The sequence below is a fragment of the Burkholderia sp. HMSC10F09 genome (assembly GCF_001806955.1).
Classification (GTDB): Bacteria; Pseudomonadota; Gammaproteobacteria; order Burkholderiales; family Burkholderiaceae; genus Burkholderia; species Burkholderia multivorans.
In genome coordinates this window covers 17,769-42,974 of the sequence record NZ_KV786558.1, presented here as the reverse complement: position 1 = coordinate 42,974, position 25,206 = coordinate 17,769, and the positions used below count along the sequence as shown (strand labels likewise).

General features: G+C 66.1%; 15 protein-coding genes. 8 read left to right on the top strand and 7 right to left on the bottom strand.

Annotated elements, in window-relative coordinates; translation table 11 throughout:
- Nucleotides 1–24: 24 nt before the first annotated feature.
- From HMPREF3115_RS04670 to HMPREF3115_RS04660, 3 genes are all read right to left on the bottom strand, one after another.
- Nucleotides 25–699: an HAD family hydrolase gene (locus HMPREF3115_RS04670; protein ID WP_070553541.1), complete on the bottom strand. Its 675-nt coding sequence runs from the start codon at nt 697–699 to the stop codon at nt 25–27.
- A gap of 161 nt (nt 700–860) precedes the next feature.
- Entirely contained in the window at nt 861–3,062 is a 2,202-nt protein-coding gene (locus tag HMPREF3115_RS04665; protein ID WP_035488157.1) for a glycoside hydrolase family 3 C-terminal domain-containing protein, read from the bottom strand.
- 565 nt (nt 3,063–3,627) lie between these two features.
- Nucleotides 3,628–4,809, bottom strand: coding sequence for a polysaccharide biosynthesis/export family protein (locus tag HMPREF3115_RS04660; protein WP_193019405.1), 1,182 nt, complete (start codon nt 4,807–4,809; stop codon nt 3,628–3,630).
- A 585-nt stretch (nt 4,810–5,394) separates the two neighbouring features.
- Between HMPREF3115_RS04660 and HMPREF3115_RS04655 the strand changes: the two genes are divergently transcribed.
- From HMPREF3115_RS04655 to HMPREF3115_RS04625, 6 genes are all read left to right on the top strand, one after another.
- The gene (locus HMPREF3115_RS04655; RefSeq protein ID WP_053298626.1) at nt 5,395–7,680 is read left to right on the top strand and encodes a GNVR domain-containing protein; all 2,286 of its coding nucleotides are present in this window, start codon (nt 5,395–5,397) and stop codon (nt 7,678–7,680) included.
- A 192-nt stretch (nt 7,681–7,872) separates the two neighbouring features.
- Nucleotides 7,873–9,270 (top strand): DUF6418 domain-containing protein, encoded by a 1,398-nt coding sequence (locus HMPREF3115_RS04650; protein WP_083302146.1) that lies wholly within the window; start codon nt 7,873–7,875, stop codon nt 9,268–9,270.
- A gap of 291 nt (nt 9,271–9,561) precedes the next feature.
- Entirely contained in the window at nt 9,562–10,704 is a 1,143-nt protein-coding gene (locus tag HMPREF3115_RS04645) for an acyltransferase family protein (protein ID WP_070553537.1), read from the top strand.
- 398 nt (nt 10,705–11,102) lie between these two features.
- Nucleotides 11,103–12,923: an alpha/beta fold hydrolase gene (locus HMPREF3115_RS04640; RefSeq protein ID WP_053298623.1), complete on the top strand. Its 1,821-nt coding sequence runs from the start codon at nt 11,103–11,105 to the stop codon at nt 12,921–12,923.
- A gap of 375 nt (nt 12,924–13,298) precedes the next feature.
- Entirely contained in the window at nt 13,299–14,489 is a 1,191-nt protein-coding gene (locus HMPREF3115_RS04630) for a glycosyltransferase family 4 protein (RefSeq protein WP_065495055.1), read from the top strand.
- 37 nt (nt 14,490–14,526) lie between these two features.
- Nucleotides 14,527–15,780, top strand: coding sequence for a flippase (locus tag HMPREF3115_RS04625; protein ID WP_053298621.1), 1,254 nt, complete (start codon nt 14,527–14,529; stop codon nt 15,778–15,780).
- A 181-nt stretch (nt 15,781–15,961) separates the two neighbouring features.
- On the opposite strand, the gene HMPREF3115_RS04620 is transcribed toward HMPREF3115_RS04625, so the two are convergent.
- Together HMPREF3115_RS04620 and HMPREF3115_RS04615 are read right to left on the bottom strand one after the other, a co-directional pair.
- Nucleotides 15,962–17,041 (bottom strand): glycosyltransferase family 4 protein, encoded by a 1,080-nt coding sequence (locus tag HMPREF3115_RS04620; protein WP_070553534.1) that lies wholly within the window; start codon nt 17,039–17,041, stop codon nt 15,962–15,964.
- A 21-nt stretch (nt 17,042–17,062) separates the two neighbouring features.
- On the bottom strand, nt 17,063–18,220 hold the full coding sequence (locus HMPREF3115_RS04615; protein WP_070553532.1) for a glycosyltransferase: 1,158 nt from the start codon (nt 18,218–18,220) through the stop codon (nt 17,063–17,065).
- A 539-nt stretch (nt 18,221–18,759) separates the two neighbouring features.
- Between HMPREF3115_RS04615 and HMPREF3115_RS04610 the strand changes: the two genes are divergently transcribed.
- On the top strand, nt 18,760–20,031 hold the full coding sequence (locus HMPREF3115_RS04610; RefSeq protein ID WP_035488155.1) for a right-handed parallel beta-helix repeat-containing protein: 1,272 nt from the start codon (nt 18,760–18,762) through the stop codon (nt 20,029–20,031).
- A 155-nt stretch (nt 20,032–20,186) separates the two neighbouring features.
- On the opposite strand, the gene HMPREF3115_RS04605 is transcribed toward HMPREF3115_RS04610, so the two are convergent.
- Nucleotides 20,187–21,794, bottom strand: a complete 1,608-nt coding sequence (locus HMPREF3115_RS04605; RefSeq protein ID WP_070553531.1) for a mannose-1-phosphate guanylyltransferase/mannose-6-phosphate isomerase — start codon at nt 21,792–21,794, stop codon at nt 20,187–20,189.
- Nucleotides 21,791–22,375, bottom strand: coding sequence for a GNAT family protein (locus HMPREF3115_RS04600; protein WP_006403710.1), 585 nt, complete (start codon nt 22,373–22,375; stop codon nt 21,791–21,793). Before HMPREF3115_RS04600 ends, HMPREF3115_RS04605 begins: the two co-directional genes overlap by 4 nt.
- 1,412 nt (nt 22,376–23,787) lie before the next feature.
- Here HMPREF3115_RS04600 and HMPREF3115_RS04595 point away from each other — a divergent pair.
- Nucleotides 23,788–25,179, top strand: a complete 1,392-nt coding sequence (locus HMPREF3115_RS04595; RefSeq protein ID WP_070553529.1) for a sigma-54 dependent transcriptional regulator — start codon at nt 23,788–23,790, stop codon at nt 25,177–25,179.
- The last annotated feature ends 27 nt before the right edge of the window (nt 25,180–25,206 follow it).

The window sequence follows — 25,206 nt, the reverse complement described above, 5'->3', positions numbered from 1 at the left end:
GTATCGAACGACCGCGCGACGCACCTACGGCCGCGCGGCGATTTCGTCGAGATGCCAGAGCAAATCCGCCGGGTCGTCATAGACGCGCAGCGCACCCGCGTCTTGCAGTTCCTCGGTGCCGTAGCCGCCCGAGCGCAGTCCGACGCCTAGCGCGCGACAGCGGCAGGCGGCGAGCATGTCCCAGATGCTGTCGCCGACGACGACCGTGTGCTCGATCGGCACGTTGAGCCGCCGCGCGGCTTCGACGAACAGATCGGGGTCGGGTTTCGCATACTTGACCTGGTCGCGCGTCACGACGACCGCCTTCGACGCGTCGACGCCGAGCGCGTCGAGGTTGACGCTCGCCGTCTCCATCCTGCCGCTGGTCGCGATCGCCCAGCGGATGCCGGCGGCGGAAAGCGAGCTCAGCAGTTCGGTCGCGCCGGGCAGCGGGCGGACCTGCGCGCGCAGCCGCTGGTAGGCGGCAGCATGCAGGCGCGCGAGCCGCTCGATGCGATCGGTGTCGATGTTTTCCGATGTTTCGCGCAGCAGCTGGTTCAGAAAGAGGCCGCCGCTCATGCCGATTTTCCGGTGGAGGCGCCACACGGACAGCTCGAGACCTTCGGCATCCAGCGCTTCCTTCCACGCGAGCACGTGCTGATAGACGCTGTCGACCAGCGTACCGTCGAGATCGAACAGAAATGACGTTTCGATGCGCATCTGAATCTCCCTGTTTCGGTTTCGCGCAAGCAAGCCGCGAATGATGGGCCAGATGCCATTGTAGTCGTGCGTTCGGCGCGCCCGCGCGAGCACGCGGGCGCGATGCCGCGGCCGGCGTCGCCGCGCGTACGCGCGGCGCGCATCCGGCCACGAGACGAGGCTCAGCTTCCCTGCAGGCGGATATCGCGCGACGACGCCCCGACATAGACGGTGCCGCCCGGCACATAGCGCCAGCCGTTACGCGCGGTGTCCCACACGCTCTGCATCCGCGGCGACACGGTGATGCGAACGTGCCGCGTCTCGCCCGGATTCAGCCGGATCTTCTCCCAGCCGACCAGCCGTTTCGGCGGTTCGTCCTTGTACGGCACGCCGAGATATACCTGCGGCGTTTCCGCGCCGGCGACACGCCCGTCGTTGCGCACCGTGAAGGCGACGTTCAGCGAACCGTCACGCTGCTTCGACACCGAAAGCCCCGAATACGCGAAGTGCGTATAAGAGAGGCCGTAGCCGAATTCGAACATCGGCTTGATGTTGTGCGCGTCGTACCAGCGATAGCCCATGTTCAGCTTCTCGGCATAGACCGGATCGCTCTCGAACGCGCCGTTTTGCCCCCAGGTCGGCGTGTCCTGATCGCGGGCCGGGAACGTGACGGGCAGCTTGCCGGACGGATTGACCGCGCCGAACAGCACGTTCGCGATCGCCTTGCCGCCGCCTTCGCCCGGATACCATGCCTCGACGATCGCCGACACGCGATCCTTCCACGGCATCAGCACCGGATTGCCGCTCTGCACGACGACGATCGTGTGCGGATTCGCACGCGCGACCGCTTCGACGAGCGCGTCCTGATTCGACGGATTCGCGAGGCTCAGGCTCTGCAGATCGCCGAAGTCTTCGCCGGCCGGCTGCGCGACGACGACGATCGCGACGTCCGAGCGCGCAGCGAGCGCCGCGGCCTGGTCGATTTCCTGCTGCGTGTACGCGCGGAACGGCGATTGCTGATCGCTGTTGCCGGCGAACGTGACCTGTGCGGCCGGCGCGAGCGCGCGAATGGCCGCGACGATCGGCACATCGACCTTCAGCCAGGGATTGCGCCACCAGCTGCAGCCGGTCGACGTGCCGAACGCGAGGCCGCCGCAGCCGGCGAACGAACCGGTGACGGGATCGCGCGTATTGCCCGAGCCGCCGCCGGACATCACGGCAGCGTCGGCGTGTCCGCCGATCACCGCAATGCGCGACAGCGACGACGCGACGAGCGGCAGCTGGTTGCCGTCGTTCTTCAGCAGCACGATCGACTGCTCGGCGACGGATTGCGCGAAGCGGTTCGCGGCGGCGAAGTCGATCGCGCCGCCGGTTTTCGCCGGATCGTCCATCACGCCGACGCGGATCATCACCGCGAGCTTGCGGCGCACCATGTCGTCGAGGCGCGCGGTCGACACCGATCCGTTCGCGATCGCCTGCTTGACGGCAGCCGGCGTCAGATACACGCTCGGGCCGACGTCCTCTTCCTCGTCGAGCCCCGCATTGATCGCGGCGGCGGTGCTATGCGTCGCGCCCCAGTCGGACTGCACCTGGCCTTCGAAGCCCCATTCGTTCTTCAGCACGTCGTTGAGCAAATGGTTGTTCTCGCAAGCATAGGTGCCGTTCAGCCGGTTGTAGCTGCACATCACGCTGCCGGGCCGCCCGCGCTTCGCCGCGATCTCGAACGGCAGCAGATAGAGTTCGCGCAGCGTGCGCTCGTCGATCTGGCTGTTGCCGCCCATCCGGCCATGCTCCTGCTCGTTGCCGGCGTAGTGCTTGATGGTCGCGATGACCTTCTGGCGCTGCGTCGCGAGCGTGCGTTCTGCGAGCAGGTCGCCCGCGAGCAGCGGATCCTCGCCGAGATACTCGAACAGGCGGCCGCCGCGCGGCTCGCGCGCGAGGTTCGTGCCGCCGCCGAGGCCCATGCCGAACCCTTGCGCGCGCAACTGAATCGCAACCTGCTTGCCGTAGTCGTACGAGAGGCGACGATCCCAGCTCGCGGCCACCGCGATCGTCGCGGGGAACGTCGTGCTGGCCTGCGACGTGCTGCCGGAACCGGTCGCCGAGTCGACCATGTTGAGATCGGGGATGCCGAGCCGCGGCACGCCCTGGATGTAGCCGGCACCGCCGCCAGGCACCTTCGACATTTCGTACTGGGAATGGATGAACTGCAGTTTCTCGTCGAGCGTCATCTTGCGCACGAGCAGATCGGCACGTCGCTGCGCGGCGCTCGACGCGAAGGCATCGGCGGCATCGGCCGCAGACGAAAAATCGTTCGTGCCCGCATGGACACCGGTGCAGAGGGCCGCCGCCAGGACGGCGGCCGGCCAGAGTTTGTCCCGCATGTTGCTCTCCATGATCGTATTGCGTGTTGTTCGGATGTATCTGGAGCTGCGCGCGTCCGGTGGATTCGCACCGAATGCATTCGGCTGGCGATGCGGGGTGAGGCGGGGCGGCATGCCAGCAGGCGGGGAATCGCGACGGCCGGATTGGCGCGTCCGATCGCGGCGACGATCATCTGCAAGCCGCACGATGCCGCGCAATCGGATGTAGCGATTCTCTGCAGCGCCTAATAGTAGGAATGTAGTTTGACTACAGCATCGGTGTTTCTACCGATACATCCGATCTTTGTTCAAGCGCGTTGCCGCACGGGTGAAAAACCGGTCATCGTTCCCGATTGCGGCTGTGCAGCGGAGTAAGAAGTGCCGGCGAAAACGAGGCTCGACGAGCGATGCGCGATGCATGCTGCGCACGATGGAGAGGGGCGGAGGACCGCGATGTCGTGACGATCGCGACACCGGGACGACGACGCGTTTGCGCCACGTGGATGCAGCGATGCGCGACGATGCGCCACGGTGCGCGGACGCGAATGGGCCGGCATCGCCATGCCGGCCCTGCGGATACGAACGACTACTTGGTGACGAGTGCGCCGGTCAGTCCTGCGCTGATCGCCGGGATCAGCAGATTCAGCACGCGGCTTGCGCGGACGAGCCCGGTGTTGTCGACATAGACGACGTCCTTCGACGCGAGCGGGAACTGGTTCGCTAGCAGCATCGACACCGGCGACTTCAGGTCGAGGTGATAGATGACGGGCACGTTGTCGGCCTGCTTGCGCAGCACGAACACCTGTTTCGCATCGGACGTCTGCTGGTTGAGCTGACCGGCCTCGGACAGCGCTTCGCTCAGCGTGAGCGTGCCGTCTCGTTGCGGCGGCACCGAGGCCGGCTTGTTGACTTCGCCCATCACGAACACGGGATTGTCTTCGCGCGCGGCGACGTGCAACAGGTCGCCGGGTTGCAGCATGATCGTGGCCGGGTTCACGCCCGATTTCATCAGTTGTGCGACGTTCACCGGATAGGCCGTGCCGTTGCGCGTGATCGTCACGCGGCTCTGGTCCGCGGTCGGCGCAAAGCCGCCTGCGCGGTTGACGGCTTCGACGAGCGTCATCGGAATGTCGTTGATCGTCTGCGAGCCGGGCGCGCGCACTTCGCCGTCGACGTAGACCTGACCGGCGCGGAACGACGCGACGCGCACCGTGACCTGCGGTTTCACGAAGACCTTCTTCAGCTCGGCTTCGATCTCCTGCTGGACTTGCAACGGTGTCTTCCCGGCCGCGCGAATCGGTCGCGTGATGTACGGGAACTGCACGCTGCCGTCGCTTTCGATCACGAAGCCCGGTGCCGCGTCGGCGGACCGCGTGTTCTGCATGGGCTGGCCCGCGGCGGCCGCGAATTCAGGGTGATTCCACACGGTGATCTGCAGCACGTCGCCCGGACCGAGTTTGTAGCCGCCGGATCTGGCGAACAGGTCGGCCGGAACCGGTGCGGCGGTCACGCTTTTCTGTTCCGCGCGAATCTGATTGACGAGCGCGAGATCGATCTGCTTGACCGGCACCTTCATGTCGCTCGTCACGTCGCCGTTGTCGGACGTGGTGACCGGCAAGGCGGGCGGATCGGCCATGTGCTGCCCTGGCGCAATTCCGCACGCGGACAGCAGCGCACAAATGGCGACGGAGAACGCGGCGCACACGCGACGCACCGCGGGGCGGTTGTTGATCGGCACGGACGTGTCGAATGGCTGGTGGCTGTTCATGTCGTTATTCAGCATCGTTAAACAAAAATATTTCTGTGAAGAACGGGCAGGTTCGCAGCCTTCGGGGCGACCGCGAACCGGCTTCGCCACCGCTGGCTCGCGCGATCCTGGCGCGTCGCGGCCCGCGGCCACTCCACTACGCACACCCGTTGCGCTTATGCCAATCGACGTTGCCGGCCGAAGCGCGCGTCGAATTCACGCTCGCGTGCTCGTCGATGATCCGCGTCCGTTCGAGGGGCCTCGATCGTTTCCGATCGACGGTTTCGCCATGACGGCTCGTGCGTCATGCAACGGTGCGCTAAACGTAGCACGAGATGAATCGGCAAACCCAGTGCTTCGCGTCATCGCTGCTTCTTAATGTAAGGCATCGCACTTAGCATGCCGCCCGTTTATCGCATAGTGGGCTCGGCAAACAGAATCGATTGTCCTGGGGTCAATCATTCGGTGGCGTGCGCATCCAACGACGTCACCGAATGCAGGGCGCGTGCCGGAGCGAAAGGTGCGGCACGAGTGGCGCGACATGCGTGACCAAACGCACGCACTGCAGCGATGAACCTGTCAGGGTGGCACTTTTGGAGCATACGCATGGCACTGGATAGACCTTCATCGAACGGGTATCGAGACGGGTCGGCAACTGTTTCTCACGATACGTTTAGGTTGACGATGAGCGAATCGCTGCGGAACGTGCTCGATCATCGCCGTCTCTTTCTCGCCGTTTTCCTCGGCTGCCTGTTGTTGGCGACGATCTACGCGATCACGGCAACACCGGTCTATTCGGTCGATACGCTGATCAAGGTCGAGGAAAACAAACACAGCGCGCTCGGCTCGCTTTCCGAGATTTCCAACGCACTCGATATTCAAAGTTCGAGCGTCGTCGGCGAGATCGATATTGCACGTTCGCGCACCGTCGTCACGCGCGCGATGGACGAGACGCTCGCACAAGTCGACGTGTCGGTGCGCAACCCGATTCCGCTGATCGGCGGCTTCGTCGCTTCGCTCCTGCGCAAGGACCGCAACGGTCTCGTCGTGCCGCTGTTCAACACGCCGTTCTGGGCATGGGGCGGAGAACGCGTCGAGTTCAGGAAATTCGACATTCCCGATGCGCAGATCGGCAAGAAGCTCGAGCTCGACTATCTGCCCGGCAACCGCTTCGTGCTGAGGGACAGCCATGGCGACGAAGTGCTGCGCGGCGTGGTGGGCAAGCCGAGCGTCGCGAACGGCTACAACGTCGACGTGGCGCGGATCGTCGCGCGCCCCGGCACCGAGTTTCGCGTACGCCGCGAGTCGACGCAGGTGCGGCTCGATTCGATCCTGACGAAACTGAGCGGCGCGGAGACGAAGCGTCAATCGGGCATCATGCAGCTGAGCCTCGAGGATCACGATCCGGTGTTTGCCGCACGGCTGCTCAACGCGATTGCGGCCGCGTATCTCGACGCGAACGCACGGCGCCGTGCCGAAGACGCGGAGCGCAGCCTGGCATTCCTCGATCGGCAGCTGCCGGTCGTGAAGGCGCGCCTCGAGCAGGCCGAGGAAGCGCTGAACACGTTCCGCAACGCGCAGGGATCGATCGATCCGCAGGGCGACGTGAAGCTGCTGATCGATCAACTGTCGCTCGTCGACAAGGCGCGGCTCGAAGCGAAGCTCGAGTATCAGGATCTGTCGTCGAAGTACGTCGCGGGACAACCGGAGCTCGCCGCGGTCGCGAGCAAGCTGAAGACGCTCGATCAGCAGTCGGCCGATCTGAAGAACAAGGTCGCGCACCTGCCGTCGCAACAGCAGACGTATTTGCGTCTCGCTCGCGAAGTCGAGGTCAACAGCCAGCTCTACGTCGGCCTGCTGAACAACTCGCAGCAGCTGCAGATCGCGAAGGCCGGCACCGTCGGCAACGCGTCGATCATCGACAAGGCCGATGTCAGCGACAAGCCGATCCGGCCGAAGCGCGTGCTCGTGATCGCACTGGGCGCCGCGTTGGGGCTGATTCTCGGTCTCGCCGCGACGCAGGCCAGCGCGTTGTTCTCGCGACGCGTTCGCGATCCGAAGCATCTGGAAGCGGTGGTCGGCGTGCCGATGCTCGGCGTGCTGCCTGCCGCGCCGCGTGCGCTGCAGACCGGCGCAGGCGACCGGCCGCCGTTCGTCGTGGCGCGCGAACACCGCGATACGCCGCTCGGCGAAGCGCTGGAAAATCTCGCGCTGCTGCTCCACTATCGGTTGACTGCGCAGCACGAAAACTCGAAGGCGGTGCTGATGACGTCGCCGGAACCGGGGCAGGGCACGTCGACGATCGCGGCCAATCTCGCCTACCTGTTCGCCGAGAGCGGCTTCAAGACGCTGCTGCTGCGCGCCGATGCGGGCGACGTCGGCACCGGGCGCACGTTGCCGATGAAGTACGAGAAGGGCCTGTCGGATCTGCTGAAAGGCACGCTCGAACTGAAGCGCGCGATCTCCCCGATCAACGATCACCTCGACGTGCTGTCGGCAGGCAAGGGTGTCGAGCCGCTGCGCAACCTGTTCCGTACGGAGCGGCTCGAGGCGCTGATCGCGTCGCTGCGCGACGAATACGACATGATCGTCGTCGATGCACCGTCCGCGCGTGCCGTCGCGAATGTCGCGATGTTGTCGCGGTTCGTCGACGTCACGTTGATGACGGCCCGGCAGGGCGCGGTGACCTACGTCGCCGTCGCGGAAGCGGTCGAGAACCTGAGCAAGGTCGGTGCGCAAGTCGACGGTCTCGTGTTCAACGGCTTCGAATCGCCGTCGCTGAGTCGCGACTCCTACGCGAGCGCGCATCGATCGACGAAGGACAGCCCGCCGCGCGAGGATGCCGGCGAAGCCGTCCCGGGCACGCTGCTGGCACGAACCGGCAGCGATTGAGAACAGCGCCGCTCGGCATGTGCCGGGCGGCGTATGACATGAGCAGCCGGGGCCTCGTCGCGCACCTGCACGGTGTCGACGCGGACGCCGCCGCAGGCAGCGGCGCCCGACTGCAGGATGCGCCGGCTCGCACGGTGCATGACCGATGGACGAATCTCGGGTTGCAGCATGACAGGTAAGACGACGGGGACGATGCGGGTCGACGGCGGATCGATGTCCGCGACGGGCCTGATGATATCGACGCTGTTCACGATCGCGTTGCTGATCAATGCGGCGATGCCGGCGCTCGGCATGAAAGAGTCGAGCGCGGCATGCACGCTGGTGCTGGCGATGCTGGGCGTCGTCGCGCTCGTTCGAGCGCGTCCGGTGTTCTCGATCTCGATGCTCTACGTGCTCGCGATCGGATTGACTGCGTTCCTCGCAGGCGTCGGACTCGAGAACGGCGGCTATCTGCGCGAAACCGACATCACCGGCGAAGCGACCGGCGCGTTCAGCCGTCTCCTGACGTTCTATCTGATCTTCGTCGCCTGTGCGTTCGTCGCGTTCGAGCGGTTTCTGGACGAGCGCCCGGGGCGCGAGACGATCGTCGCGCGCCTTTCACGGCAGCCGGTCAGCGTGATCGTCGGCTTCGGGCTCGCGTTCGCGGTGATCGTCGTCGGCGTGCTCGCGGGTCTGACGTCCGGCTTCTCGATGTTTACCGGCATCAACCGGTACGCGCTGCGCAACGACGCGTCGAACGGCGCGATGTTCAACCTGTTCCTGAACAACCAGACCTTCGTCGGCCTGCTGCTCGGCACGATCGCGACGAATACCGACAAGCGCATTCGATGGCTGGCGATCGTCACGATGGCGGTCGACCTCGCGCTGAACGTGCTGCATGGCGAGCAGTTCATGGCCGTGCTCCACATCGGCCTCTGCACGCTGACGCCGTTTATCGCGCTGCATGCGATGAACGGCAAGCCGGTCGTGCGCTATCTGGGCATCGGCGCGGGACTCGCGCTGCTGCTCGGCACCGTGTCGATCATCTACGCATACCGCGGGCAGGGGCTCGAAGTCGCCGACGTGATCTCGTCGCGCTTCCTGCTGCAGGGCCAGCCGTGGTACGTCGTGGACAGCGATGCCGGGATGTTCTCGCCGCCGATGTACGGCGGTATCGACGCATTCTGGCGTTTCGTGCATTCGCTCGGCTCGTGGACGATGCCGACGTTTTTCAGCGACGCGGAACCGAGCGGTCTGCGCGATCTGATGATGTCGTATACCGAGCCCAAACTGCTGAAGGCATACATCTTCGACGACGTCACGTTCACGATGGGGAATATGGCCATCCCGGTGTACTGGTTCGGCTATGTCGGCGGCGCGCTCTTCGTCGCGATGACGGGCCTCGTCTATGGCGCGCTCGGTGCGTTGCAGATCCAGGTCGCGATGCGCGGCGGCGTCGTGATGCTGTGGCTGATGTCGAAGGTGTTTTCGTATGCGACGTTCGCCGTCCAGCAAGGCGAATACTGGATGATGTTCGGCTCGCGCACCCTCTTTTACGCGGTGCTCGCGCTCGTCTGGTGGTATTGCGTCGACAAGCGAACGGCGAGCTGACTCGACGCATGCACGCGCGCGACGTCGAGCGCGTGCCGGCTACCGTTTTGGTTGTATCGGCCGGAATCGAAGCGCCCCGGATCCGCAGGGACGGCGGATGAAACAAGAGGGACGCGCAGGTGTTTGAAGGCATGGATTTGACTGTATTCGATGGGATTGTCGGCGGCTGCTGCAGCGTCGCCTACCTTCGCGGGTGGGCATCGTCGCGGCGGTTGCGTCCGGGCACTCTGATCCATCTCGCGCGCACGCGGCAGGCACATCGCCTCGCACGCGGCGCGTCACCATACAGTCATGTCGAAAACAAACAGCTCCGAACATTTCTACCATGTCGATGCGATGCGCGCCGTTGCCGTGATACTCGTCATATGGACCCACTACGCCGAGCGGTTTGCGTCGCTGGCAGGCTCGCAGCACGCACTCGATACGCTGCAGCGTTCGCTGAATTTCGGACGAGTGGGTGTCGTGATCTTCTTCGCGATCAGCGGGATGCTGATCCCGACGAGCCTGCACGGGCCCGTGCGCGCCGGCACGAAACGGTTTCTCGTGCGTCGGTTCTTCCGGCTCTATCCCGCGTACTGGTTCGCGCTGCCTGCCGGCTATGTCGTTCATTGGTATCTGTTCGGCAGGCAAATGGACATCCGCGGGTTCCTTGCGAACCTGACGATGATGCCGGCCGCGTTCGGCGAAAGCCTGATCCTGCCGCACGGCTGGACACTCGAAACGGAACTGTATTTTTACGGCGCGTGCCTCGTGCTGTTCTGGTGCGGCGCGCTTCATCGGATGCGCGCGCTGTGTCTGGTCAGCATCGGACTGTGTCTGCTGTTCGTCGCGGCGCTGAAGCTGCAACTGATCCCGGCCGACGTGCTGAGCCAGTACAAGACGCTGCCGTACCACCTCGCGATCATGTTCTGGGGCGCGTGCTTTCGGCAGGCGTACGACACGCCGTCGAGATTGCTGCCTATCCGCCTGGCCAAACGCGGCCCGCTCGCCGATCTGTCGATCACGTACCGCGCAGCAGCGGCGTGGGTGGCCGTGCCGATTGCCGTCATTGCGGTGATGGGGGCCGTCAACGACTGGCATCGCAATCTCGAACATCTGCCGACGTCGCTCGCCTACCTGGCGGGCATCGCGATATTCGCCGCATTGGCGACCGTGCTGAAGCTGCGTATCCGGCTGCTTGCATGGCTCGGCGAGATCAGCTACTCGATCTATCTGCTGCACAGCCTGCCGCTATTCGTCGCGTTCTGGCTGTGTCAGCGCTTTCATATCGTCGGATGGCCGTTGGGGCTGTACATGATCGTGCCGCTCGTGCCACTGGTCCCGATCGCGTGGGCAGGCTATCGCGTCTGTGAAGTGCCTTGCGTTCAACTGGCGCGCACCGTGACGGCGCGGCGCAGAAGTGGCGCGCTCGCGTCGGGCGACGCCGACGGCTAAACGGCGAACGTCGACTCGGCTTTCGACAGCAGTAGCCGACGCAGTCGGCAGCAGACGTGCGACCGGTGCCAGTCGCGCGGCCCGCGCCGGCGGCGCGTATCCCGATGCGACGGGTCGGGCGCCGCAGCGTCGGCCGGCGGAGGCGCCACGCCGCGACGCGAATGAGAGGGCCGCCTCGCGCCGTGCGCATCGCCGAGCCGGTTGAGTCACGCGACGACACACCATCGAGCTCGGTAATCGCGACCACACAAGGATCCGCGGCCAGCATGGATGATTGAGCATCGACGGGCAGTAATCTCTCAGTAATCTCGCAGTAAGTGAAACTACAAAGAGGTTGATCGAGGCGGCGGCGCGTTGGCCGCTCCCAAAACCCGGATTGTTAGCGCAAGGAACCAAACATGACACCGATCCAGTTTGATGGATGCATCGGCTGGTTGCACGAAGGCACGCGCACGCACGGCATCGTGATGTGCGAGCCGTTGGGGCACGAAGCCCTGTGGCTTCACAAGCTCGTCCGCTCGCTCGCCGAGCATCTTTCGGATCGCGGCTTCCCCGTGCTGCGCTTTCACTATCGGGCGAGCGGCGACTCGCTCGGCGACGAACGCGATGAGGGGCGCTTCGACGAGATGATCGACAGCACGCGGCGCGCCGTCCAGGCGCTGCGCGAACGCGTCGCGGTCGACAGCGTGGCGCTCGTCGGCGTGCGCGCGGGCGCCGCCGTCGCGCTGCTCGCGGCGGACGCGATGCCCGAGGTTACGCGGTTCGTCGCGCTCGCGCCCGTCGTGCGTGGGCGCGGCTATCTGCGCGAGCTGTCGGCCGTCGCGCAGCACTGGCTCGAAAACATGCCGCCCGTCGTGCGCAACACGATGCGCGACGAGAAGCCGATGAATGTCCTCGGACATGCCTATCCCGACGATCTCGTCGCGACGCTGCGGCATCTCGATCTGTCGAAGGCGGTCGGCGAATTGGGCACGCTGCCGGCGCGTGCGCTGCTCGTCGACGCACCGTACGGCGACGCCGCGATGCTCGCGGGCGCGTTGCAGGCGCGCGGCGTCGCCGCGCAAGTCCAGCCGTGTGCGGACTGGCCCGTCGCGATGCGCGAGCCTTTGTGGTCGCGATTCCCGGCCGGATTGTTCGATACGGTCGCGGACTGGATCGACGTTGAGGCCGGCGCCGACGCAATCGGTCGCGTATCGCCTCAGTGGCCGGACGCCGACGTCGTGCTCCGGGGCGAAGGCAGTGTCGAACGCGTGATCCGCATCGGCCCCGACAACCTGGTCGGCGTGCTGTGCGAGCCCGACGAGCAGACGATGCGCGCGGCCGCGCCGACGCTGCTGATCACCAATACGGCCGCGAACCCGCGCACCGCGGACGGGCGGCTCGCCGTGCGGCTCGCGCGAGCACTGGCCGCGCGCGGCATCTGCACGCTGCGGTTCGATTCGACCGGCACCGGCGACAGCAGCGAGCGTGCGCGCGACATTCAATCCGACATCCCGTATTCGGACCAGTTGATCGACGACGTGCTGAACGCCGCCAACTGGTTGAAGGCCGAGGGCCATCACAAGATCGTCGCATTCGGGATCTGCTCGGGTGCCTATACGTCGCTGCATGCCGCGGCGACGGGGCAGCTCGCCGGCGCGATCGCGGTCAATCTTCCCGTATTCGTGTGGCCGCGCGGCCAGACGCTCGAGAACGCCGTCAAGAATCAGACCAACTCGATGCGCGGCTATTTCGCGTCGGTCCGCAGTGCGGGCAAGTGGCGACGGCTGTTCGCGCGACGTCGCGATCTGCGACCGGTGCTGCGCGCGCTATGGCGTTTCTCCGCGGATGCGATGTCGGTGCCCTTGATGCGCGTCGCGGAGCGGCTCGGGCGCGGCCCGGGCAAGGATACGCCGCGCGGGTTGCTGCGCGACATGTCGGCGCGCGGCATCCGCACCCATCTGATCTACGGCACCTACGATCCCGGCGTCGATGCGGTCGTGCGCCATTTCGGGCCCGTCTCGCGCGCGTTCGCGCACTTGCCGAACGTTTCGGTCGACGTGCAGGAAACGGTCGACCATTCGCTGCACGGCGAACGCGCCGCGCAATACGTCATCGAGCGCTGTGCGGCGCTGCTCGCATGCTGGTGGGCGCCGGCTGAGCGTACGGCGCCGCTGCCGAAGGCAAGACGCACGATGTCGTGGCATTTGCGCAAGCATCGCACCGAATCGACGCACTGACGCGCAATCGTTGTCGGGGGCGGGACGTGGCGGCACGCATGCCGCCGCGTCGGCCGCGCTTTGCAAATGCCGGCCTAAGTGACCGTGCGTACAGTTTCGCCGTGCCGGACGCCTTATCGTCGCAGTGTCGTCGAGGACCGGCCGCTTCGTGGAAGCGGTGCGGTGTGGCGACGCCGTTCCGAAGGTCGACGAAACGAAATTGCACGCAATGCAAAGATTGAGCCTACTTGATTGCCGACAGGCGGCGCGCGGCGTCGTCCGCCACGCGTCGCGCGACAGCGGCGCGCAGCGCGGCCGCGCGCGGATCGCGGCCGCGTCCGGATGCGGCGTCGATATGTCGACGGCCCGCTGCAACACGGATCGAGGTCCGTCGTGATGCGCGTGCTGGTCATCAACGACTTCGTCCGCAAGGGCGGCGCGGAAGAAGTCTACCGCGTGTCGGTCGATGTGCTGCGCGCGCGCAACGACGTCGTCGTCGAAACCTTCGACGAAGAGGCGCTGCGCGGCGTCGAGAACAAGCGCAGCACACGTGCATGGTCGCCGGCGGCCGCGCGTGCGCTGGTCGCGCTGCTGGAGCGTTTCCGGCCGCAACGGATTCTCGTCCACAACTATCACAACCTGCTGTCGTGCGCGATACTGCCGGTACTCGCGCGCTACAAGCGACGCTCGGGATGCGGCCTGTATCTGACCGCGCACGATTATCACCTCGTCTTTTACAATCCGAGCCTGCAGATCTATTCGGGCGGGCGCGCGCAGCCGTTGTCGCTCGACCGGTTGCGCGGACACCGGCGCTTCGTGTCGGTCGCGAGCCCGCACGGGATCGTGCACGACGTCGTGAAGAAGGTGCATTGGCACGTCGTCAATGCGCTTTTCGATCCGCTCGGCCTGTTCGACGAAATCCTGTGTCCGAGCCCGTTCATGCGCGACCTGATCGCGCGCTTCGCGCGCACGCGCACCACGCTGCTGTCGAATCCGATCGATACGACGCTGATGCCGCGTGCGCCGAAGCCCGCGCAGGGCGCGCGGCTCGATCTCGCGTTCGTCGGCCGCATGCATCCGGACAAAGGGCTCGCGGAGTTTCTCGCGCTGATGGCGGGGCCGGCGGGCGACGCGATCGCGTCGTTCACGATCTACGGCGACGGGTCCGAGCGCGACGCGCTCGAAACGCGCTATGCGAGCCTCGTCGAAGCGGGCAGGCTGCGCTTCGCGGGCCGGCTCGACCATGCGACGCTGTTCGCCGCGCTGCCGCAGCACGACGCGCTCGTGCTGCCGTCGATCTGGGTGGAAAATGCGCCGCTCGTGATCGTCGAAGCGGCGATGCTCGGCCTGCCGGTGCTGGTCCACGACATCGGGAGCCTGTCGACGTTCGGCAACGAGATCGGCAACAAGATTCTCTACCGGAACACGCCCGACGATTTTTCGCGCGCGATCGAGGCGCTGCGCGCACACCTCGGCGACGCGAATCGCCGTTACGATTGGTCGCGCTACTCGATCGACTGCTACGCCTCGTCGCTGTACGCGGTACTCGGCATCGACGCGTCGGCGCCGCATCCGCACGCCCATTGACAGTCGGCGCACGTTCACTCTCAGCCCAGAAGGCACGATGACCGCCATTCGCAAAAATTTCGCGATGCTGTTCGCGTTGCAAATCTCGACGTATGTCGTGCCGCTCGTCACGCTGCCGCTGCTCACGCGCGCGCTCGGCCCGCAGCAGTATGGACGGCTGTCGTTCGTGCTCGCGGTGACGACGTACTTCATCAATCTGGTCAACTACAGCTTCGACCTGACGGCCACGCCGCGTGTCGCACTCGCGCGCGACAAGCTCGAGCGTTCGCGGATCTTCTGGACGACCGTCACCGCGCAGTGGCTGATCGCGATCGCGGGCCTCGCCGTGCTGGTCGCGCTGACGCTGGCGATTCCGCACTTCGCGGCGGAGCGCACGCCGCTGCTGATCGGGTTCGGGATGGCGGTGGGCGCCGCGCTGACGCCCGGCTGGTATTTTCAGGGGATCCAGAAGCTCAGCGTCTACAGCATGACGGTCGTCGTGTATCGCGCGCTGAGCGTCGTCGCGTTCTTCCTCTGGGTCCACACGCCGGACGACATTCTCCCCGCGATCGCGATCAACGCGGCCGTGCCGCTGCTCTGCGGCGTGACGCTGCTCGCCTATCTGTTCGTTTGCCGCGAGGTCGCGCGCGTGCGCGTGAGGCTCGCCGACATCGTCACCGCCGTGAAAGGCGGTACGCAGGTCTTTCTCGCATCGACGTCGATTTCGTTCTACGCGTCGACCAACACGGTGCTGCTGAGCATGGTGGCCGGCAACGTCGCGGCAGGCTACTTTGCCGCCGGCGACAAGCTGATCCGCGCGGCCGTCGGCATGCTGCAGCCGCTGCGGGCGACCACCTATCCGCACATCACGAACCTGATGCATCACGCGCGCGACGAGGCGTTCGCGTTCCTGCGCAAGCTGATCGTCTGGCAGGGCGTGCTCGTGCTCGCGATGTCGGCGACGATCTACGCATTCGCGCCGATGGCAGTCCGGATTCTCTATGGCGCATCGTTCGAGCCGACCGTCGCGGTGCTGCGCTGTCTCGCGCTGGTGCCGTTCATGGCGTGCATGACCGATCTGTTCGGCGTTCAGACGATGCTGCCGCTCGGGATGAAGCGCGCATTCAGCACGATCCTGATCTCGTCGGGGCTGCTGAACGTGACGATCCTGCCGCCGCTCGCGGCGCTATTCGCGGAACGCGGGGCGGCCATCGCCGTGCTGCTGGTCGAGACGGCGGTCGTGGGTGCGCTTGTGTACGTGCTGTACCGCGAACGGGTCGGCCTGATCGATATGCCGGCGCGCTCGCGGTAACGCGATTCGCTTATCGGCCGTCGTTGCGATCGACGAAGGCAGGGGCATGCCGGTCGATGTCTTCGGCCTTGCTTGCGAGGCTTCTGCGAGCCGACGCAACGCCGATATGACACGCTCGGACCCTGTCGATCCGCGCGCGAAGAGAGCGAGTGGGGAGCAGGAAAGGGCGGCGGTGCGCGTCCTACAGCCGCTCGAATACGGCCTTCATCATTTCGGCGCTGCGGCTCCAGCGATATTTTTCCGCATGCGCGATACCGCGGCGTTTGAACTCGTCCCGCAGCTCCGCCGAGTCGAGCAGGCTGCGCAGCTTCGCCGCGATGTCGCCCTCCGAATACGGATCGCAGTACAGCGCGGCGTCCGCGCAGACTTCCGGCAGCGCCGCCGATTTCCCGACGACGACCGGGCAGCCGTAGCGCATGGCCTCGAGCGGCGGGATGCCGAACCCTTCGTAGATGGACGGATAGAGGAAGCACGCCGCGTTCTGATAGAGCGCCTTCAATTGCGCGTCGCTGATGTAGCCGACGTATTTGACGTTCGGTTCGTCGGCCGTCACGTGATCCTGCTTGCCGAACACCGTCTTGTTCTGCATCCCGACGATCACGAGGTCGACCGACGGATCGTCGAGCTGTCGGAATGCCGCGATCAGGCGGCCGAAGTTCTTCGTCGGATTCATGCTGCTGACCGCGAGCACGAAGCGGCCCGGCTTGATCGCATGGCGCTCGAGCACGCTCGCGTCCGGCTGCACGGCATCGAGATGGTCGGCGCCGAGCGGCACGACGCGGATCTTGTCGGCCGACACGCGGCAGTGATGCGCGAGCCGGTCGCGCGAGAAATACGAGTTGGTCAGCACGCAGGCGGACGTACGCGCGAGGATCCAGAACATGATCCGATACCAGACGCGAAACGCACGGGAAAAATGCGCCGGCGTGTCGAACACGGCCGCGTCGTGCATGTAGATGACCTGATTGCCGAGAAAGATCGACGCCGAGTTGCTGAGATTGACGATGCGGCCGCGGCGCGCAAACAGCGGAAGAACGAGCTGTTCCCACACGACGCCCTTGCCGAAGCCGATCCTCACCGTGTTCGCGCCGCTGACGGCGTCGCCCGGTTGCGGCGGTACCAGCACGGTGACCGGATCGCGCGGATGGATATCGATCAGTGCCGCGATCAGCTCGCGTGCGACACGCTGCACGCCGGTCGTCTTCTGCGTGGTGAAGCGGCCGTTGTAGACGAGAGGTTTCTGATTCTTCAATGTGCTCATGTCGCTTGTCGTCGTTCGAGATCAGGCTTTGACATGATCGGCCGCAACGGGCTCGAAACCGCGCGTATCGACGCGCACGCCGTCGGTCTTGTCGGTGTCCAGGCCGTAGAGCGCATGCCATTGCCGGAATATCTCGCTCATCGAAAAACGCTGCATCGCTAGCGTGCGTGCCGCGGCTCCCATTTGCTCGCGAAGCTGACGATCGTCGCGCAGCTTCGCGACATACGCCGCCATGTCGTCTTCGCTCGACGCGACGTAACCGGTCACGCCGTGAATGACGACGTCGCGATTGCCGATCACGTCGGTCACGACGGCCGGTATGCCGGCGATCTGCGCTTCGATCAGCGCGACCGGCATGCCTTCCCAGCGCGACGTCTGCACGTAGACGCTCATGCCGGACGTGAGCTCCAGCGCACGCGCGCGCGTCACCCAGCCGCTGCAGACGACGGCGCGGCGCTCGGCAGGATCGGGAATTTCAGCGGCATTGCCGCCGATCCACAGAAACTCGACGTCGGCGTGCTGCAGCTTCTGCGCGAGCCGCGCGAACGCTTCATGATTTTTCTGGAACGACGCACGGCCGCTCATCCCGACGACGATCTTGCCGTCGTCGCGCGGTCGGCGCTGCGGGATCGCGGTCACGTCGACGCCGTTTTCGACGAGCACGGCCGAACGCGCACGCACGCGCTGCTTGATCTCGCCTAGTTCGCTGGCCGAGCATGCGACGACGGTGCCGCCGATGCGCGCTGCGATCTGCTCGAAGCCGAGATACGCGTACTGCTTCATACGCGACACGTCGCGGCGCAGATACGACAGGCCGTGCGGCGAATAGAACACGGCCGCATGCGGCGTCGCGATGCGCGCGGCAACGCGGCCGAGCACGCCGGCCTTCGACGAATGCAGATGAATCACCTTCGGGTCGTAGCGGCGCAGGTGCGCGACCAGCGCGCGCAAGCTGCGCAGGTCGTGCTTGACGTCGACCTCGCGTGCCATGTCGACGTAGACGAGCTTCACGTCGGGTCTGAACAAGGTCGGAAAGTCGGACGGCGTTTCCGCGCGGATCGCGTGCAGCACGGTCACCTCGATGCCGGCCGCAGCCGCATGGTTGGCAAGCTGGGTCAGCATCGACAGCACGCCGCCACCGAACGCTTCGGCAATGTGAACGATCTTTTCTTGAGTCATCTTCGGGGTCTATCGATTCGATCGTTCGCTGTGTCACGCACGGTGACGGCAGCGGCCGGCGAATCGTCAAATCGACATCGGGCCGCACGTCTCGCAACGCGTCGTTGAACGAATTACGTATTCCTGATTTACCGATGCATGTCCGTCGCGTTCAGCGCATCCGTACTCCGGTTCTCGGTGTCGCGGCCTGTGCGCACGGTTCGGTTGCCGTGCGAGACGCGCGAATCCTGAGGTCCGGATCATTGTGTGCCGCCCATTTGTCGCGCTGGGTGCGATGGCTTACCGATCAGGCGATTCGGCGCAGAAAGTCCGCGCACGGCGACGTTTATTGAACGATGATTCGTTGTTTGGCCGAATTGCGAACGCGCGCGAAAGATTGCCGGTGACAAGCGGCGCCGTCGCGATGCGAAGCGCATGCGATCGGCCAACCGGTCGGTCCGGCAACGCACCGAGAGACGCCGGTTTCGAATGATTCAATCGCACGTATCGCGCGCCGCGTCGACGATTCGCCGCGCGCGCACGACGGAAAAGGATTCGATATGCATCGCTCACAACGGCTGCTCGTCAGCTACACCGCCATCGTCGGCATGCTGGCGGCCGGCGGACTGTCATGGCCGCAATACGCGATCGCGGCGACCGGCACGTCGGCAGCGGCCGAGGTTCGCCCGAACGTGCCGGACGCGCACGTTCGCCCGGCCGCCGACGGATCGGACCAGGCGGCCGAACTGCAACGCGCGTTCGACATGCTGCGGCCGGGCCAGCGACTGGTGTTCGCGCCGGGCCGCTATGTCGTCGGCCGCTCGCTCACCGTGCGACAGCCGCACGTCGTGCTGCAGGGCAACGGCGCGACGCTCGTCGCGACCTCGCCGAACGACCAGACGCTCGAATTGCGCGGCGACGGTACGGCGCTCGTCGGATTCCGGTTCGAGGGGACCGGCACGACGCGCCTCGGATCGCGCGAGTCGACGAAGATCCAGGTGACGGGCCACGACGTGCAGGTGCTCGGCAACGTGATCGACGGCGGCGCGAGCGCCGGCATCTTCGTGTTCGGCGGTAGCGCCGTCGCGATCGTCGGCAACGAAGTGCGCGCGACGCTCGCGGACGGCATCCACATCACGCACGGCGCGCGCGACGTGCTGGTTCAGCGCAACGTCGTCGGCGACACCGGCGACGACATGATTGCGGTCGTGAGCTATCAGCAGGACGGCGCGCTGAGCCGCAACGTGCTGATTACCGGCAACTCGCTGGAAGGCAATGCGTGGGGCCGCGGCATCACGGTCGTCGGCGGCGCCGACGTGACGATTGCGAACAACGTCGTGCGCAACGTACAGGTGAGTTCGGGGATTCTCGTCGGGCAGGAAGACAGCTGGCACACGTACGGCGCATCGAACGTGCGCATCGAGAACAACGTGATCTCGGACATCCAGACGAAAGCCGACCGCACCGATCCGCGCCCCGTCACGCAGCAGGGAGCGATCGAAGTCAGCACCTGGTCCGGCAAGATCTCGCGCGTGACGGTGATCGGCAATCGCGTGTCGAATACGCGGTTCGACGCCATTCGTCTGTGGGGCAACGTGTCCGACGTACGGCTCGCGGACAATCAGCTCGCAGGGATCGGCGCGCAACCGGTGCGGGTCGGTTCGTCGAACGGTTGCGCGGCCCGGTCGCTGCCCGGCGTGTCGGCGGCATCCGCGATGATCGGCACGCTATGCGGTGGAGCGACTCAGGCAATGTCGGCGGCGGCCGATGCTGTGGGAGCCGATCCGTCGTCGCTGCCGCGCGTGCGCGAAGCGCTTCGGCAGACGCGCTGATCGCGACGCGCGATGATCGGTCGAGCGATCGGTCGGTCGTGCGTCGCGGGTAGCGCCGGCCGCCGTTCGAATGCAATGCGCGGGCGGCGGGGGGCCGGGCATGGCTGCGCGGCGGCGCGCAACCTCTGCGCATGCGCCGCCGCGAATCGCGCGACTTATCGAACGATATCGCGCTCCGCCGTTGCCTCGGCCGGTGCCGAATCGGCCCGGTCGGCAGATTCGGGCGGCATGATCGAGGCAGGCCGGCGCGGCGCGCCGGCGTCGACGACCGCGCGTCCGTACTGATCGTCGAAGCGCACGATGTCGTCCTCGCCGAGATAGTCGCCCGACTGCACCTCGATGATCTCGAGCGGGATGCGCCCCGGATTCTCCAGCCGGTGAACCTCGCCGACCGCGATGTACGTCGATTCGTTCTCGCTGAGCAGGAACGTATCGCTGCCGCGCGTGACGCGCGCGGTGCCGCGCACGACGATCCAGTGCTCGGCGCGGTGATAGTGCATCTGCAGCGACAGCTGCTTGCCGGGTTCGACGACGATCCGCTTCACCTGGAAGCGCTCGCCGAGATCGATCGAATCGTAATGCCCCCACGGCCGCTGCACCTTGCGGTGTTCGCTCACTTGCGGGCGCCGATCCATCTTCAGCCGCGCGACGATGTTCTTCACGCGCTGCCCGTCGTGCTTGTTCGCGACCAGCACCGCATCGGGCGTTTCGATCACAACGACGTCCTTCATGCCGACGCACGCGACGAGACGTCCTTCGGAGCGCACGAGACTGTCGTGCGTATCCTCGAATACGACCGTGCCACGCGCGACGTTGCCGTGCGCGTCCTTCGGCATGATTTCCCAGATCGCATCCCACGTGCCGACGTCGGACCAGCCGGCCGCGAGCGGCACCACGATGCCGTCGATGCCGAGCGTCGGGCTGTCCGCGAGACGCTCCATGACCGCGTAGTCGATCGAGTCGGACGGACACGCGTCGAACGCCGCCGCATCGATGCGGAAGAACGGATCGTCGGCGACGCCAGCGCGCCACGCGGCTTCGCACGCCGCATGAATCTCCGGTGCGAGCGCCTCGATCGCCTTCAGCCATACCGACGCGCGCGTGACGAAGATGCCGCTGTTCCACCAGTAGTCGCCCGATTGCAGATAGCGTTCGGCGAGCGTCGCATCGGGCTTCTCGACGAAGCGTCCGATCGCATAGCCGCCCTGACCGCCAAGGCGGCCCGCACGCGGCTCGCCGACCTGGATGTAGCCGTAGCCGGTTTCGGCCCGGCGCGGCAGCACGCCGAGCGTGACGATCGCGCCGTCCTGCGCGTAGCGTGCGGCGCGGCCGACCGCGTCCTGGAAAGCGGCGACGTCGACGATCACATGGTCGGCCGGCATCACGGCCAGCACCGGATCGTCAGCGTCCGCGCATGCGTCGAGCGCGGCGAGCGTCAGCGCCGGCGCAGTGTTGCGTGCGCTCGGCTCGAGCAGGATGCGCGCGGTACCCGCGCCGCGGCCGACGAGCTGTGCGGCGCTCATGAAGCGATGCTGCTCGCCGCAGACGAGCAGCAGCCGATCGTCGAGCGATGCGTTGGCGATCCCGTTCAACCGGCGCGCGGTGGCCGACAGCGGCGACTCGTCCGAGACCAGCTCGATCAGCTGCTTCGGATGCTGTTCGCGCGACAGCGGCCAGAGCCGCGTGCCCGAACCGCCGGCGAGAATGACGGGAAGAATGCGCGGCAGATCGGGCTGCGGCACCGGGCGGAGCGTGCGCGTCATCGATTTGCTCCCGTGTCGGCCGGCAGGCGTTGCGGCGCGCGGCTGCCCGTGCGCGTATCGTCGTCGCCCGGCGTGGCTGCCGACACGACGCGCGACAGCAGCGTGCGCAGCGCGCCCGAGGCGCGGTCGGCCGGCCGCACCATGCCGATGAACGGCGCGCCCTGTTCGAGATACGGGCCGTATGCCTTGCGAAAGCCGAAGCGTTTGTAGAACGCCTGGCGTGCCGCCGGCACGTGGATGCGGATCGCGGTGTCGGGCCACGCGACGTGCGCGGCCGCGAGCGCGCGCTCGACGAGCCGCTCGAGCGTGTCGTCGTCGCGGCACGCTTCGCTCGTCAGTACCTTGTCGATCACGACGTCGGGATCGATGTCGTCGCCGGGCAGGATGCGCGCGTATGCGGCGACTTCGACGCCGTCCTGCGCCGGCACACGCGCATAGACGTGCAGCGCGGCCGTGTCCTTGCCGTCGATGTCGAGATGCGTATGCGCGTCCTCGACGACGAGCACGGCGTTGCGCGCGCGCAGGATCGCATAGAGATCGACGGCGCCCAGGTGTTCGAATTCACAACAATGCCATTCCATGATGCAGTCCTCGCGTGATGCCTTGCGCATGTCGCGGCACGAACGTGCGTCCGTTGCGGCGCGACGATACTGATGATGAGCATGCAATGTCGCGAGGTCTGTTCGAAAGCATACTGACGCAGGCGTTGCGCGCGATTGCCGACGCACCGTCGGCGCGATGCTATGTGCGATAGCACACATCGGCCGTACCGACGCTTTTCGATAATGAACGCATTCAGACGCGCTCGTCGAAGACGCGAGCCGTCGATTTCCAATACGAATTCCACATACCGGGGAAGTCCTTGATGATTGCGATCGTTCAGCGTGAACCGGGCGCGCACGCCGACGCCGTCCGTGCACCGGCGAGTGCGATCGACTGCATGGCGCAGCCGACCGCATTTCGCGCCGCACGCTTCATCGAACGCACCGCGCGCGTCGGCGACGTCGATCGCCGGCATGCGCATCCCGCCGTCGCGGCGCGACCGTCGCCGCCTGATCAGAACGCGCCGAACGCAGCTATAGTCGCCCATGCTCCGGACGCGCCGCGGCGCCGTCCGCCTGCGCCTGGCGCATCGCAACGAGGCGCGGCCTCGGCCGCCGCCGCGATGGCCGACGTGCAAGCGGCGGCCGACGGGCGGGCGCGCAGGTCGGCGGCGCCCGCGATGGGTGTGAATGGGAATCGATTCGCTCCGCCGCGTGCGCGCCGGATGCTGCGACGTGACGCGCGGGGCCGGGCGCAGCGAGTTCCGTTCCCGGCGAGCCGCGGACGTTACGACGTTGTAACGGCCGGCCGGTGCACGGCGTGCGTCGAGCGGCAGCGGCGCCCGGACGCCGGCACGATTGTTCGACGATACGAACGGCCGGCGCAACGGCGGCGCGATTCCGGCAACAATCGTCGGCAATCCGCGACGCCGATCGTGGGGAAAAGTAGTATTTGCCACCGATTGACGCGAATGGTCATAGATAATCAAATCTCAGTCGCTAAAGGGCCGTTTCGGCGGGGGACGCGGCGGCGTAATCGAATGATTCGATGTTTAGCGTTTGGTAACAAGACCATCTTGGAACGGGGTGTAAATTCAGGAGCGAACGAAAGGGGGCGGCCATCCCGAAAGCGGGTTGGCTGCCGTCCGGTTCAGCATCGGGCGCGGCTGTCGTGTACGACGCGACGCAAATGCGGACGGAAATCCCGTTTGCCGACGTGCTTGCCTGACGGCACGTCGCATCAAAGCCGGAACATCGTGACGCAAGAGGTCACGCGTTCCCTTCGAGTACGATAACGGGACCGGGAAACATCCGGCTCGACCTCCGGGGGCTCTCGCCGTGCGTGGTTTCGATCTTCGCCAAAGCTGCGGAAACGCAGCGCGGACAGGCGCTCATGCGCCCTCCGCAACGCACGCGAACGGTTCCGGGAGTGGAGAAAGTGACGGTTTGTTATGAATATGCCAATAACGCGCGATAAGAACGCCGGCGGGGAGAGAGACGCGGGGCAGCGCCCGCTGATCTACTGGACGCAAGCGCCATCCGTCATGCTGCGCAAGGAACTGGCGCGCCGCGACTGGAAGGTCTCGATCGTCACGCATGCGAACGAGCTGCGCGACACCGCCGGCGAGATCACCTGCGGCATCCTCGATCTCAGCGGCGGCCATGCCGACGCGATCGGCAGCATCGCATCGACCTGTGCCTCGATGCGCGACGTCGTGTGGGTCGCGCTCGTCGACGCCGGGCAGACGGCCTCGCCGAACGTTCGTGCGTTATTGCGCGATTATTGTTTCGACTATGTCACGCTGCCGGCCTCGCATCAGCGCATCGCCGATACGGTCGGCCACGCGTACGGCATGGAATGCCTGTTCGCGCGCGATCGCGAACGGCTCGAATCCGACGAGCACGGCATCGTCGGCACCTGCAGCGCGATGCTGCGGCTGTTCGATACCGTGCGGCGTTTCGCGCGCACCGACGCGCCCGTGTTCGTGTTCGGCGAAACGGGAACGGGCAAGGAGCTGACGGCCGTCGCGATTCACCGTCATTCGGAACGCCGCAACGGCCCGTTCGTCGCGGTCAACTGCGGCGCGATTCCGCCGCATCTGCTGCAGTCGGAACTGTTCGGCTACGAGCGCGGTGCGTTTACCGGCGCGAACGCGCGCAAGATCGGGTATGTCGAGGCCGCGAACGGCGGCACGCTGCTGCTCGACGAAATCGGCGATCTGCCGCACGAGAGTCAGGCGAGCCTGCTGCGATTCCTGCAGGAGCGCGCGATTCACCGGCTCGGCGGTAGCGATCCGGTGCCGGTCGACGTGCGGATCGTGTCGGCGACGCACGTCGATCTGCGCGACGCAATGGAAGAAGGGCGCTTCCGCGCTGACTTGTTCCATCGGCTCTGCGTGATGCGGATCGACCAGCCGCCGCTGCGGGCGCGCGGCAAGGACATCGAACTGCTCGCGCATCACATGCTCGAACGTTTCCGCGGCGACGCGCGTCATCGCGTGCGCGGCTTCTCGACCGATGCCATCACGGCGCTGTACAAGCACGACTGGCCCGGCAACGTTCGCGAGCTGATCAATCGCGTGCGTCGCGCGGTCGTGATGACCGAAGGGCGCCTGATCACCGCGCGCGATCTCGAGCTCGAATACTGTCTCGATGCCGCATCGCCGTCGGTCGCCGACATGCGCAAGTCGATCGAGCGCGAGGCGATCGAAACCGCGCTGCTGCGCACGCGCCGCCGCGTCGCGGCTTCCGCGCGCGAACTCGGCGTGTCTCGCGCGACGCTGTATCGGTGGATGGAAGCCTACGGTATCGAGCGGCCGCGCGGTACCGGATCGTCCGACTGACCGACCGCCTTCGCCCGCGGCTTGCGC